14 protein-coding genes are annotated in these 13,259 nt (G+C 38.1%); 5 read left to right on the plus strand and 9 right to left on the minus strand.

Annotated features, from left to right (window positions below; translation table 11 throughout):
* The first annotated feature begins 74 nt into the window (after positions 1-74).
* From ACJTDF_RS06110 to ACJTDF_RS06120, 3 genes are all read left to right on the plus strand, one after another.
* Positions 75-1,604, plus strand: a complete 1,530-nt coding sequence (locus ACJTDF_RS06110) for a hypothetical protein (protein ID WP_407965403.1) — start codon at positions 75-77, stop codon at positions 1,602-1,604.
* Positions 1,605-1,644: 40 nt separating this feature from the next.
* Entirely contained in the window at positions 1,645-1,983 is a 339-nt protein-coding gene (gene fdxA / locus ACJTDF_RS06115) for a ferredoxin FdxA (protein ID WP_407965404.1), read from the plus strand.
* Between the two features lie 278 nt (positions 1,984-2,261).
* Positions 2,262-2,837, plus strand: a complete 576-nt coding sequence (locus ACJTDF_RS06120) for a CarD family transcriptional regulator (protein ID WP_407965405.1) — start codon at positions 2,262-2,264, stop codon at positions 2,835-2,837.
* A gap of 274 nt (positions 2,838-3,111) precedes the next feature.
* Here ACJTDF_RS06120 and ACJTDF_RS06125 read toward each other — a convergent pair whose 3' ends face one another.
* From ACJTDF_RS06125 to mtgA, 3 genes are all read right to left on the minus strand, one after another.
* On the minus strand, positions 3,112-3,315 hold the full coding sequence (locus ACJTDF_RS06125) for a hypothetical protein (RefSeq protein WP_407965406.1): 204 nt from the start codon (positions 3,313-3,315) through the stop codon (positions 3,112-3,114).
* A gap of 97 nt (positions 3,316-3,412) precedes the next feature.
* On the minus strand, positions 3,413-3,592 hold the full coding sequence (rpmF, locus tag ACJTDF_RS06130) for a 50S ribosomal protein L32 (protein ID WP_035006774.1): 180 nt from the start codon (positions 3,590-3,592) through the stop codon (positions 3,413-3,415).
* Positions 3,593-3,755: 163 nt separating this feature from the next.
* Positions 3,756-4,424 (minus strand): monofunctional biosynthetic peptidoglycan transglycosylase, encoded by a 669-nt coding sequence (gene mtgA, locus ACJTDF_RS06135; protein ID WP_407965407.1) that lies wholly within the window; start codon positions 4,422-4,424, stop codon positions 3,756-3,758.
* Positions 4,425-4,542: 118 nt separating this feature from the next.
* Between mtgA and ACJTDF_RS06140 the strand changes: the two genes are divergently transcribed.
* On the plus strand, positions 4,543-5,445 hold the full coding sequence (locus tag ACJTDF_RS06140) for a polyprenyl synthetase family protein (protein ID WP_407966234.1): 903 nt from the start codon (positions 4,543-4,545) through the stop codon (positions 5,443-5,445).
* 169 nt (positions 5,446-5,614) lie between these two features.
* On the opposite strand, the gene ispG is transcribed toward ACJTDF_RS06140, so the two are convergent.
* A complete protein-coding gene (gene ispG, locus ACJTDF_RS06145; protein WP_407965408.1) occupies positions 5,615-6,853 on the minus strand; it encodes a flavodoxin-dependent (E)-4-hydroxy-3-methylbut-2-enyl-diphosphate synthase in 1,239 nt (412 codons plus the stop codon).
* Positions 6,854-7,109: 256 nt separating this feature from the next.
* Between ispG and ACJTDF_RS06150 the strand changes: the two genes are divergently transcribed.
* A complete protein-coding gene (locus ACJTDF_RS06150) occupies positions 7,110-7,397 on the plus strand; it encodes a hypothetical protein (protein WP_407965409.1) in 288 nt (95 codons plus the stop codon).
* Between the two features lie 167 nt (positions 7,398-7,564).
* Here ACJTDF_RS06150 and ACJTDF_RS06155 read toward each other — a convergent pair whose 3' ends face one another.
* From ACJTDF_RS06155 to ACJTDF_RS06175, 5 genes are read right to left on the minus strand one after another with little or no spacing between them, the layout of a single operon-like run.
* Complete coding sequence (locus tag ACJTDF_RS06155) at positions 7,565-8,569, minus strand: HlyD family secretion protein (protein ID WP_407965410.1); 1,005 nt, start codon at positions 8,567-8,569, stop codon at positions 7,565-7,567.
* Positions 8,570-8,575: 6 nt separating this feature from the next.
* Entirely contained in the window at positions 8,576-10,234 is a 1,659-nt protein-coding gene (locus ACJTDF_RS06160; protein ID WP_407965411.1) for an MFS transporter, read from the minus strand.
* Positions 10,235-10,257: 23 nt separating this feature from the next.
* Complete coding sequence (gene atpC, locus ACJTDF_RS06165) at positions 10,258-10,674, minus strand: ATP synthase F1 subunit epsilon (protein WP_407965412.1); 417 nt, start codon at positions 10,672-10,674, stop codon at positions 10,258-10,260.
* A 47-nt stretch (positions 10,675-10,721) separates the two neighbouring features.
* Positions 10,722-12,314, minus strand: coding sequence for a F0F1 ATP synthase subunit beta (gene atpD, locus ACJTDF_RS06170; protein WP_407965413.1), 1,593 nt, complete (start codon positions 12,312-12,314; stop codon positions 10,722-10,724).
* 19 nt (positions 12,315-12,333) lie between these two features.
* A complete protein-coding gene (locus ACJTDF_RS06175; RefSeq protein ID WP_407965414.1) occupies positions 12,334-13,245 on the minus strand; it encodes a F0F1 ATP synthase subunit gamma in 912 nt (303 codons plus the stop codon).
* Positions 13,246-13,259: the final 14 nt, after the last annotated feature.

Raw genomic sequence — 13,259 nt, forward strand, 5'->3', positions numbered from 1 at the left:
GCTAAAATGCCCAAAAGAGTGCTAAATAATATTATCAAGAACAACCTTTACCCCATAAAACTTTGAGAAAGAAGATGATCATGGAGAGCAAAATTATTCAAAAAGATGATGTTCTTATTGAAAAAAGTGGAAGTGGCAGATTTGAAGGGTTTCGTTTTTATATCAATAAAGGCAATACAGATAAAGAAACTGATGAACAAAATAGTCTCGATAACGAAATTTTGATTGCTGCCTTTACGAAACGTGCAACACGTTTTTGTGCTGCCGCTAATGGGGATTTTACACTCAGTTCTGACGGAATTATTCGCTGGATTGGTCAACCTGTCGGACAACTAATTGCAACAACAGATATTTTAAAACCCAAAGTTCTTCTCTTAGCGGATGTAGAATTAACAGGCGAATCTCGTGACCAAGTGATTGCACGATTAGAGCGTTTTGTAATCTTTCATTTTGAAACAACTTTAAAGCCCCTCTTAGATTTACGCAATGCTGATAATTTGACAGATTCAACAGCTCAATTTGCTTCACAACTTTTCAATTCTTTAGGCATTTTACCCCGCCGTCGTGTCGCCCAAATAGTTAAAAATCTTGACCAAGAAGCACGGAGAAATCTTCGTCAGCTGGGCATTCGCTTCGGTGCTTTTAATATCTATGTTATGGGAATGCTCAAACCAGAACCAATTCAAGCACTCATACTCCTTTGGTGTCTCAAAAATAAAGACAGTGATCAAACCGGGTTAAATGAAATATTAGCCGCTTTGAACAACGGACGAACCTCATTTGTTGCTGACCCGACTCATAACCCAACACTTTATCGTTTAGCTGGTTATCAAATTCTAGGAAAACGTGCTGTACGTATTGATATCCTAGAACGTCTTGCCAATCTTATTCGCCCTACACTGCATTGGAAACCAGGATTAGAACCAAAACCAGATGGCGCCTATGATGGTAAAAGTTTTTTTATCACTCCAGCGATGATGTCTAATCTTGGTGCCAATGAGACTGATATGAACGAAATTCTTAAAGGACTTGGTTATCGGTCGCATCGTTATGATAATTCGGTGCCTACAAACAATCTTTCCCACGAACACTCTTCTCATAATACCTCAATAACAACGGCATTGTTTGCTGAAGCAGAATGTGTCGGTGATCTCTGGAAAACAATACAACAATCCAACACACACCAAGCAGAAATAAAAACGACTTCTTCTCTTGAACAATACTCCTGTGCCACAGATTGTTTACCAAAAGCTGAGCCTGTTGGGGATCTTGTCAAACACATGCAAAATACAGCAGAAAAGAAAACTGTTTTATTGTGGCGTTATCATTCTCAACAAACGCAACATTATCGGAACCGTGATAATTCCAAACAAAAACGGCAAGAGCAGCACAAAAAAACTTCCACACAAGGAAGCAATGCACACTATAACACCTCTCAAGAAAAACCTTTAAAAGCTCAACATTCTTATAAGTATAATAAAAAGAAAACTGCTTCCTTACACAAGAAATCATTGCGAACACAAAATCATGATTCCAATTCACCTTTTGCCAAATTGGCTGTTCTCCGTGATCAACTTAAACGTGATAAGGATGCACGCTTATAAACCCTTTTAAAGATCCTAAAACGGAAAATGGAGTTTGATCTTGACTTATGTTGTGACTGACAATTGCATTCAGTGCAAATATACTGATTGCGTTGAAGTTTGTCCTGTTGACTGTTTTTATGAAGGCGAGAATATGCTTGTTATTCACCCTGATGAATGTATCGATTGTGGTGTCTGCGAGCCAGAATGCCCAGCTGAAGCCATTAAACCAGATACTGAACCAGGACTAGAAAAATGGCTGGAACTCAATCTAGACTATGCAAATAAGTGGCCTAATTTAATGACAAAAAAAGATCCACTCCCCCAAGCAAAAGAAATGGATGGTGTTCCCAATAAATTAGAAAAGTATTTTTCAGAAAATCCGGGAAGTGGTGAATAATACCTCGTTTTATGAACAAGAGATCTTTCCAAAAGTTTAAATCATTTAATATGCACACAAAATTCTTAAGAGAAATGATTGATTCTTTTGAATTTTTATGTTAACAAAGTTTTAATATGGTTATTTTGCTAAGTATTTTTTTTGCTTTTTTTACTAAAGTATTTTTGATTTAATCTTAAAGTACTTAGCTTCAACGGTCAGTTCAAAGATATTTAGCTTTAAAGCATTTAATTTGTTTGCCAATATCATTATTGGTCACAAAGGGAGTAAATTAAAATATGGCACCCCCTCGCAATACCTCTTCTAGTGCTAAAGATTTTTCAACCTCTGAGTATATCGTTTATCCTACCCATGGAGTAGGTCAGATTATAGCGATTGAAGAACAAGAAGTTGCAGGACATAAATTAAAACTTTTTGTAATCCACTTCGCTAAAGATAAAATGGATGTAAAGGTACCTGTTGCAAAAGCCCTTTCTACTGGAATGCGCAAATTATCTACAGTTGATTCTGTGAATCGTGCTTTTAAAATCCTTCAAGGAAGAGCACGAATTAAACGCACGATGTGGTCACGACGAGCTCAAGAATATGATACTAAAATTAATTCAGGAGATATCATTTCTATTGCTGAAGTGGTTCGCGATCTTTTCCGCTCAGATCTACAACCTGAGCAATCTTATTCAGAGCGCCAACTCTACACCATTGCTCTCGATCGCATGGCCCGTGAAATTGCTGTTATCAATAGCCTTACCGAAATGGAAGCCATAAACTTAATAGAAAAATACCTGACTAAAAAATCAAAATGCGAATTTAAAAACGAAATTGATGAAGGGAGCAACGCTGTTTACGCTGCGTAATCTACCGCAAAATTTTGCATTATAACAGAATAAACTAGCAAAAATCAGCTCTTAGTTATTAATTGACCTGTTCCGCAAGCTTTGATTCTTTAGGTTTATAAAAAAATCTTTATTGCAAGCCGAGAAGTTTTTTTAACATATCAACTTCGCGTGCACGCAATAATCTCTTTCTTTTAGAGAGATTATTGCTTTATAGAATAAATTATAAGCACAACAAAGGCTTTTATCATAAAAGCAGTTAATCATATCAATTATGAAAAAGCCTCCCCTTCATTTAACCCAAATTCCAGAATTTATAATCAATTTGATTATTGGCATCTGATAAACAATTTATTCTTTTAACAGGTAAAATTGGACGCCCACGATACATATCTATTTTCAAATCAATATGATGAGAGCGACGCAACTCACCGGAACTTTTATTAAGTATAATTGCTACAACAACAAAAAGCTCTCCCCCAAAAGCCCTCTTTATCAAAAGAAAAAGCAGCCAACTATAAAAGTATAGAAAAGGTTTTTTTGCTTACTAAATCCAAATCTGTAACAATAAACTTATTTGATATCTGTTATATAGCTTATTCTTTAGCAGGCAAAACTGAACGCCCACGATACATTCCTGTTTTCAAATCAATATGATGAGGGCGACGCAACTCACCGGAACTTTTATCCTCAATATAAGTAGGTGCTTTAAGGGCATCAGCCGAACGGCGCATACCTCGTTTCGATGGAGAAGTTTTTCGTTTAGGTACAGCCATAAAAGGATACTCCACACTCATCAACACAGAAGCACTAACGCTGAAAACGACAACTTCTGCCAATAATAGAATAAAATTTTATTTCTTTATACACTGATTATAATCTTTTGACTAGACTTTCATATAATTTTTTGTTTTTCTTTTCAATAATTCTAACTATTCTTCAATGAACACAGTGTGTATAAGCACGTGAAAAATGAATTCGTTTTTCAATAAGACGGGTTAAAGCCAAAAAATTATCGATTGGTTGATATGGATTGCGCCAATAAGGATTGGGTAAACTTGCCACAAGAGCTGCAGCTTGTTGCACAGATAAATTTCGTGCAGACTTCTGAAAGTAATAAAAAGCCGCAGCTTCTATTCCATAAATTCCAGGTCCCCATTCTGCAATATTTAAATAAATTTCTATAATTCGTTTTTTTGATAAAATAATATCGGCCATAATAGAATAAGGAATTTCAATAATCTTGCGGATATAAGATCTATTAGGCCATAAGAAAAGATTTTTGATCATTTGCATGTTGATTGTTGATCCTCCGCGCAAAGATTTTGAATCCGTTCTTAGGATATCGATCAACATAGCCCAATCAACACCAGAATGATGACAAAATCGCCCATCTTCGGACATAATAACTCCAGCCGGCACTGAAAATGCAATATCAGGAAGTGCAACCCATTCACGCTTATATCTTTTGTCACTCACCCAATCACGCATCATTAAAGTAGAAACAGGGCGAACAAAATCCAAACGATAAATCAACAACAAAATAACTGGACACAAAAATAAAAACACAAGAAAACTGATCACATAACGCATTACCCTTATCGCCACCTTTTCCTCTCTTTTTATTTTTTTACAAAATTTAAGGGCATGAAAATAACCGTTTTATTCTTCATTTTTTTATCATAAAAAGAACCTTACCATTTTGCAAAGAAGAAAGGAAGAAATGATGCATGAATTCACGACTCTTCTTGCAAAACACGCTCATAATGTTGAGAAGCGACTCGACATACTTCTAAGTCATAAAGCCCAAAATGATGAAATTACCCGACCTGAAATCCTCATCAATGCCATGCGCCATGGTGTTTTGAATGGTGGCAAACGCTTGCGTCCTTTCTTGGTTATTCAAAGTGCGGCTCTTTTTGATATCCCTCCTGAACACTCTCTTGATATTGGCGTAGCATTGGAATGTCTTCACTGTTATTCACTCATTCATGATGATCTTCCTGCTCTGGATAATGATATACTCCGACGTGGCAAACCCACTGTCCACATAGCTTTTGATGAAGGCACCGCAATTTTAGCAGGTAATGCACTCCTCACTTTTGCCTTTGAAATCATTGCCCACAAAGCCTGTTCCTTTTCTCCAAAAACAAAAATTGATCTGATTACAGCTCTCACGCAAGCTGCAGGCCTTGGTGGCATGATCGGTGGACAAATGCTCGATTTAGAAGCTGAAAAAAAACCACAAAATGAAAGTGCGACGATCACTTTACAACAAATGAAAACAGCTGCTCTTATACGTTTTGCCTGTCAAGCAGGTGCTATTATGGGTCAAGCTTCCAAAACATTAACCGATAAACTTGCCTCTTTTGGAACACAGATCGGCTTAGCTTTTCAATTGACAGATGACCTTCTTGACCTTACTTCTCATACAAAAATCCTTGGAAAAACTGTAGGAAAAGATCAAAGAGCCAATAAAGCAACACTCATCAATCTTTATGGTCTTGACGAAGTTAAAAAAAAGCGAGATGAACTCATCATAAAAGCAGAAGAACTTCTTCTTCCTTTCGGGGCTAAAGCGATCCCATTGAAACAAGCAGCACAGTTTATTGCAACACGTAAAAATTAAAACTTCCCATTCTTCTGGGGAATAAATAAAATAAAAACAGGTAGAATGAAATAATTCTTTTGTATCACTCATACAAAATGGGCATCAATACATTCTTCTACAATTTCCTTAAATATCTCAGCAATATAGAGAACAAAGCAGAGAGAACAACATAACCCTCTTGTATCAATTATACCCCAAAACGTGTGTGAATATACTCTCCTAAAATCGCTTCAAATTCTTCGGCAATATGAGGACCGCGCAAAGTCTTTACTTTCTTCCCATCAATAAAAACAGGAGCTGCTGGATTTTCCCCCACCCCAGGTAATGAAATTCCAATATCGGCATGTTTTGATTCCCCTGGTCCATTGACAATACACCCCATGACAGCAACTTTTAAACCTTCAACACCAGGATATTTATTACGCCAAACCGGCATATTTTTGCACAAATCTGCTTCGATTTTTTGCGCTAACTGTTGAAAAAACGTCGAAGTTGTCCGACCACATCCTGGACACGCAGCAACCACAGGAACAAATTGCCGAAACCCCATAACTTGCAAAAGTTCTTGACACACTTTTACTTCTCGCGTTCGATCACCGCCTGGTTCAGGTGTTAATGAAATACGAATTGTATCACCAATTCCTTGCTGTAATAAAATTCCCAAAGCCACAGAAGAAGCAACAATTCCCTTTGTCCCCATACCGGCCTCTGTCAACCCGAGATGAAGAGCATAATTACACCGTTTTGCCAACATGGTATAAACAGCAATGAGATCTTGTACATCACTCATTTTAACAGAGAGAATAATGTATTCCCGTCCTAAACCAGTCTCTTCAGCCAAAAGAGCTGAATGAAGTGCCGATTGAACGACAGCCTCCCGAATAACTTCAGTAACAGACAAAGGCTTTTCCTGCTGAGCATTTTCATCCATAAGCCGTGTTAATAACACATGATCTAGTGATCCCCAATTCACCCCAATCCGTATAGGTTTACGATAATGGCATGCCATCTGAATAATTTGAATAAATTGCTTATCCTTTTTTGCACCAAAACCAACATTGCCAGGATTAATGCGATATTTTGAAAGCGCTTCTGCACATGCAGGATGATCAGCTAAAAGCGTATGACCAATATAATGAAAATCCCCTACCAATGGCACAAAAATACCCAACCGTTCCAACCGCTCTCGTATCTTAGGAACAGCCGCTGCCGCTTCATTCCGATCAACAGTTATTCGAACCAATTGAGATCCTGCACGCCAAAGAGCAGCAACTTGAGCGACCGTTGCATCAACATCAGCCGTATCCGTATTCGTCATAGACTGAATAACAATTGGATTCTCGCCCCCAATCATAACATCACCAACTGCAACAGCAACAGACCGGTGACGCTCTAAAGGTTTAGATAAATAATGCGCTACATCCATCAGCTCCTCAAAACTTTCAAAACCTGAGCTTATTTAGCCTTATGGTCATATTCACCATAGCACAATTCAAAAGAATGAATTGATTAGAAAATTTTTTCAAGAGTCTCTATTTTTAAACATCAAAAATCAATAATCAACAGAAGCTAAGAAAGAAAAATGCAACCTTTCAATTTTCAATCCATTATACCAAACTCCACAGACAATTCCCATCTTACACATTTATTATAAAACATTAAAAATAAGAAGGAGTAAACCCATGTATATATTTCAAAGCCCTTGCAAAAAAAATGATAAAATCAAAAAACGCATTGCGCAATTACAAGAGGAGCTCATAACCATCAACCGTCAGCCCCTTCAGAACTATCGTTTCGATAGCATCTCCAAAATGCTGAAAAAATGGAAACTAAAAGGAGACCACGCTCTTTACCACATCAACAACCATGCCGAAGAGTTAAAAAAGAAGGCAAAAGACAACCCTAAAAAAACTCTCTTATTAACTGCTGGACTCGTCTTAACCAGCTATTTTCTTATGCGCAAAAACTAACAACGCACCAATACCGCTTTTTCCATGATTCATTGAATCATTTTTTACCACCTACCCAAAATCAGCATTCTGTCATCTTCTCTTGAAATAAGATAAAAATCCTACACCATTCTTGAAAACAAAAAACCATACTAAAAATCCGCTGATCGCAAAATAAAAAGAACATTTCAATCCCTAGAATGGTGCGATGCTGTATCAACATACGTAACTACCGACATTCCAGGAATAAGTTTCTTAATTCCCTCCTGTCCTTGATCTATGGCAATACGAATAGAGATGCGTTGCGCAATTTTGATAAAATTACCATTTGCAGTCTCTGCCCCTAATAATGAAAATTCTGATCGCGTTGCAGGAGCAAAACGTACCACACGGCCTGTTAATTTTTGATTGTTTAAAGCATCAGCATAAAAAACAACAGGCTGTCCAATACGCATATCAGCAATCTGTGTTTCCTTATAATGAGCAATAATCCAAATATCCTCAGAAACAACAGCAACCAACCGCATACCAGGCACTACATATTGTCCTACTTGTACGCCAACCGATCCAATATGTCCTACAGTAGGAGAGATAATTTTAGTGTGCGCTAAATTCAGCTCGGCTACTTCAACACCCGCCTTCGCTCCCGCAATATCTGATTGCAAACCTTGTCGTTCAAATTCCAATTTCTTCTGCAACTGGCTTTTTGTTTCAAATGTTTCTGATAAATGTGGAGAAGCAGAAGATAATGGCAAAGCTTTTTGAGAATTTAAATTCTTAGGGTGAGACAATTCATTCTTAGATAATTTTTGAGAATGAAACATTTCAGTTCTTAGCGTATTAATTTCCTTTTCTAAAAGGTGAAGCTGTAATAAAACGCTCGCGAGTTTTGCCTTTTTTGCCTCAAGAATTGCTTGTGCCTGCACAAGCTGGCGCCGGAAAAGGGTGTCATCCAGTTCAAATAAAACCATTCCCTTTTCAACCTTTTGATAATCTTGAACATAAACCCGTGTCACTATACCAGAAATTTGCGGACTTATCAGAGTAATATTTCCCTTAATCAAAGCATTATCCGTTTTTTGAAGGGTGCTCACAAATGGCGGCAATTGCCAAGCCCATAAAATCAATACAATGCCCATCATGCCAGATAAGAATGCAACAATTGTTGATTTTGATCGCAAAAATTTGATCATTCCTTTTTACTCACTCTTACTGATCATACTTTTACTTTTGAAAAGCATCATAAAATTCTCATAAAAATATGATTTATAAAATATTTTGAGAAGAAAAATAATTAAAACAACCATTGACATATAACAATAAAGCCGAAAAACATCATTATAAGCCAAAATATTTGCTGTCAATTTCAACTGATCCGTTAGATTTAGTATCGTTTTCCCACCCTCCAAACTATCAGACACTAAAGCCCTATAAGGAGAAGATAAATTACTTATCTTATCGAAAACAAGTGTGCTTGTCGTTATAATTTCTTGTGTTAAATCTTCAAAATGACGACACGCGAAAAAAAATTGCAAACTGCCAAAAAGAGCTGCACTTACAAGTCCTCCTGTAACTTGTGCCAATAAAAAAATCGCAATAAAACTCAAAACATAATTAGGTCCTCGCGCACTCGCTTTAACAAAACCATTACATAAAGCAGGAGGCAAAAAAAGAGCATAACCAAAACCGATCAATCCTTGACTTACAATCATATCCACCGGACGGGTTAACTGGCTCACATGACTATCTAAATAAGATCCCAGTGCTAAACCGCCCAAAGATAAAAGATAAAAATAATCTTCACGACCCATTCGTAAAAAAAATACACAAATACCACCCCCTAAAAAGGTACCGAAAGTAACTGCAAGATACATAGGAGCCATATCACGATTCAACAAACCAAAAAGATTAAAAAAGTCTGCAGCTAAAATTGATTGCTCTAATAAAAGAATTCGAAACACCAATAAAACCAAAACAACCTGGATCATTTCTTTGCTAAAAAGCCAACGTAAATCAACCAACGGAGTTGCTCTATTCAGCTCAATTATAATGGCAATCGTCAAAGAAAAAACCGCAAGTGCAAGAGCCCAACCAATCCATAGCGTTTCAGTCCACCAATACCATTTGCCAATAGACATCACGATAGCATTTAAACCAAGTCCAAGCGCAATCAAACTATAACTTACCCAATCTAATTTCTTAATCACCTTGTCGTAAACAATTGGCGTAAGTGGAAGAGAAAAAATACATCCTAAAGCGATCAAAACAAGCCCCATTTCCATTGCTGAAAGGCTAGAAAAACCGCCATTTTCAAGAAGATTTGGTGAAATCAAACGAGACAAAGGGACTGCTAAAGCCGCATTCATATAATTTAAACTGAGACCAATAGTATATTTCTTTGACGGTGCAAAAGCCTCCATCATATAGAGAAAGGCTAGCGAAGCCATTGGTGCAGCAGCGATACCAGCGAAAAAACGAATAATCAAAGCCGAACGTAAATCCGTAACAAACAAGTGTAAAACACACACTACAACAAATCCAAGAATCGATAGTTCAGCAAAATTCCGTAAGCCAAATTGATAACGAATCTTAATCAACATGATTGTAATACTTACATTGGGTGCCATATAAGCAGCGACCAACCATGTAGTTTCAATAAGCGTTGTGTTGAAATCTCCTGTAAGCTCGATAATATTGGATTGAACCATATTGGCGCCTAAACCATAAGCCCATTGTAAAATAAAAGAAGCAAAAATATAAGTGAAGCATTTTGGCAAAGGTCCGGCAAAAACAGCATCTGGATGAGGGGAAGGCCCAACTTCTACGGCAGATACCGCATCATTCCCCTCGTTAGGCATCTTTTCTATCCCCACATTTCTCATTATGCTACTGTTGAGGCACCATCCACAGATGTTAGTTTTTGAAATAACTCTTCCACTTTATGATGAGTGTTACCGCTTGAATTTTCTTCCAGCATGACTCGAACTTCTGCCATGCGCTGCTCAAGATCATGAAGAGATAAATGATTAACGGCAACAACGGTTTCAGCCAAAAGAGAGCATCCTAAAGATGTAATGTCTGCAACCCCTCCCAAAAGAGCAAAGACCTTTTCTCCCGAGGAAGATATAACCCTAATAACACCTGGAGCAAGGTTCACCACTAAAGGAGCATGATTAGCCATAACCGTTAAATATCCCGATACTGAAGGCAGAACAACAGACATCACTTTTTCTGAAAAGACAAGTTTTTCAGGCGATACAAGCTCAAACAAGAAAGATTCTGTTCTTTTATTTTCCACGGGAATACCTTGTCTTTCTAAGACAAACATTCATTACAGAGCACCTCTTATGAAGAAGCTTCTGCAATCAAACGTTTTCCTTTTTCAATTGCTTCATCAATCGAACCAACCATGTAAAAAGCTGCTTCTGGTAAATCATCATACTCGCCAGCACATAACCCTTTAAATCCCTCAATAGTTTCTTCTAAAGAAACCAACTTTCCAGGAGCACCAGTAAAAGCTTCCGCTACATGGAAAGGTTGCGAAAGAAAACGCTCAATTTTACGCGCCCGCGCGACCAACAATTTATCTTCTTCAGATAATTCATCCATACCAAGGATAGCGATAATATCCTGCAAAGATTTATAACGTTGCAAAATACTTTGAACCTGACAAGCAACAGCATAATGCTCTTCACCCACGATCAATGGATCCAGCATTCGCGAAAAAGAATCGAGTGGATCAACTGCTGGATAAATTCCCTTCTCCGCGATTGAACGAGAAAGAACAGTTGTGGCATCTAAATGCGCAAAAGACGTAGCAGGCGCTGGATCAGTTAAATCATCAGCGGGAACATAAATAGCTTGAACAGACGTGATAGAGCCCGTTTTGGTACTTGTAATACGTTCTTGCAAAGCTCCCATATCCGTGGCCAAGGTTGGTTGATACCCCACAGCAGAAGGAATACGTCCCAAAAGAGCTGAAACTTCCGCACCAGCTTGTGTAAAACGAAAAATATTATCCACAAAGAAAAGCACATCTTGCCCTTCATCACGAAAACTTTCTGCAATCGTCAAACCTGAAAGCGCTACACGTGCACGTGCCCCTGGTGGCTCATTCATCTGTCCATAAACAAGTGCACATTTTGAGCCTGCAGTTGAATCATGTTCTCTCGGATCCACATTCACACGGCTTTCAATCATTTCATAATATAAATCATTCCCTTCACGTGTACGCTCTCCTACACCAGCAAACACTGAATAACCTCCATGTGCTTTTGCGATATTGTTGATAAGCTCCATAATTAAAACGGTCTTACCGACACCAGCTCCTCCAAACAAACCAACCTTTCCTCCCTTAGAATAAGGTGCGAGTAAATCAATCACTTTAATTCCTGTAACAAGAATTTCTGATTCGGTTGATTGTTCTATATATGTAGGAGCTTCTTGATGAATTGAACGTTTTTTAGTCGCCATAATTGGCCCAAATTCGTCAACAGGTTCCCCAATCACATTCATAATACGACCTAGAGTTGCTTCTCCAACAGGCACACAAATTTGCGCCCCCGTATCATAAACCTTTTGACCACGAACAAGACCCTCTGTTGTATCCATCGCAATGGTACGAACTGTATTTTCACCCAAATGTTGAGCGACTTCTAGAACAAGTCGATTTCCCAAATTTTCTGTTTCCAACGCATTAAGAATATTAGGTAATTCTCCTTCAAAATGCACATCAACAACAGCTCCTATAACTTGCCTAATTTCACCAACAGATCCCTTTGAACGAATAGTCTTAGAATCAACATCCGCAAAACTAGAAGATTTTTGGCTACCTTTTGCCGACTTTGCTGAGGAAATCTTTTTTACGCCTGAACGAGCAACTGATTTTTTTTCTTCACCTTTTGCTGCTCTTTTTTTGGACGTTTCTGCTTTCATCATTAATCTTTACCTTCTCACTTTAAAGCGCTTCAGCGCCCGCAATAATTTCAATCAATTCCGTTGTAATCTGTGCCTGACGCTGACGATTATAGCTTACAGTCAATTTATTAATCATTTCACCGGCATTACGTGATGCATTATCCATAGCGCTCATTTTTGCGCCCATTTCACCTGCAACATTTTCAAGCAAAGCATGGAAGACTTGTATAGAGAGATTACGCGAAACAAGTTCATCCACGAGAGAAACTGCATCCGGTTCATAATCATAAACAGCCGATTGTACAATCTCACTTTTTTTTCCTTTTGGAATACCACCAATCTCATCAGAAAACTCCTTTTGAGTATCTACTGGAATTAAATTGATAGCCTTTGGACACTGATTAACGACTGATACAAATTCAGAATAAAAAAGCGTACAAACATCAAACACTCCTTCATTGAAAAGATCAATAATACACTGACTTACTTTAGCTGCTTCTGCAAAACTGATCTGTTTCACAGAGCGCAAATCAATATGATCAATCATCAGAGCTTTAAAATCACGAAGTAAAATATCTGCTCCCTTTTTTCCAACAGTTAAAATTTTAACCGTTTTACCTGCAGAAAGAAGGCCATTAATATGTTCACGTGCACGACGAACAATCTGCGTATTAAAAGCACCACACAAACCACGTTCAGCTGTACAAACAACCAAAAGATGCTTATCATCTCGCCCTGTACCGCACATTAAAGGCGGCGCGTCCACTGGATCAAGATCAGCAGACACATGCGCTAAAAGAGTAGCCATATGCTGAGCATAAGGTCGCGCAGATTTAGCTGCTTCTTGCGCACGGTGCAACTTCGCTGCTGCAACCATTTGCATAGCTTTGGTAATCTTCTGCGTTGCCTTAACCGAGGCAATACGGTCTCTAAGATCCTTTAGCGACGCCATTTACGCATTCCACC

The organism is Bartonella bennetti, assembly GCF_045945445.1.
Lineage (GTDB): Bacteria > Pseudomonadota > Alphaproteobacteria > Rhizobiales > Rhizobiaceae > Bartonella.

Bases quoted from the DNA above. Each gene is read 5' to 3' on its own strand.
- ACJTDF_RS06155 (WP_407965410.1), bottom strand. From the start codon at position 8,569: ATGATCAAATTTTTGCGATCAAAATCAACAATTGTTGCATTCTTATCT.
- ACJTDF_RS06160 (WP_407965411.1), bottom strand. From the start codon at position 10,234: ATGCCTAACGAGGGGAATGATGCGGTATCTGCCGTAGAAGTTGGGCCT.
- ACJTDF_RS06120 (WP_407965405.1), top strand. From the start codon at position 2,262: ATGGCACCCCCTCGCAATACCTCTTCTAGTGCTAAAGATTTTTCAACC.
- ACJTDF_RS06110 (WP_407965403.1), top strand. From the start codon at position 75: ATGATCATGGAGAGCAAAATTATTCAAAAAGATGATGTTCTTATTGAA.
- rpmF (WP_035006774.1), bottom strand. From the start codon at position 3,592: ATGGCTGTACCTAAACGAAAAACTTCTCCATCGAAACGAGGTATGCGC.
- ACJTDF_RS06150 (WP_407965409.1), top strand. From the start codon at position 7,110: ATGTATATATTTCAAAGCCCTTGCAAAAAAAATGATAAAATCAAAAAA.
- atpD (WP_407965413.1), bottom strand. From the start codon at position 12,314: ATGATGAAAGCAGAAACGTCCAAAAAAAGAGCAGCAAAAGGTGAAGAA.
- ispG (WP_407965408.1), bottom strand. From the start codon at position 6,853: ATGGATGTAGCGCATTATTTATCTAAACCTTTAGAGCGTCACCGGTCT.
- ACJTDF_RS06175 (WP_407965414.1), bottom strand. From the start codon at position 13,245: ATGGCGTCGCTAAAGGATCTTAGAGACCGTATTGCCTCGGTTAAGGCA.
- ACJTDF_RS06140 (WP_407966234.1), top strand. From the start codon at position 4,543: ATGCATGAATTCACGACTCTTCTTGCAAAACACGCTCATAATGTTGAG.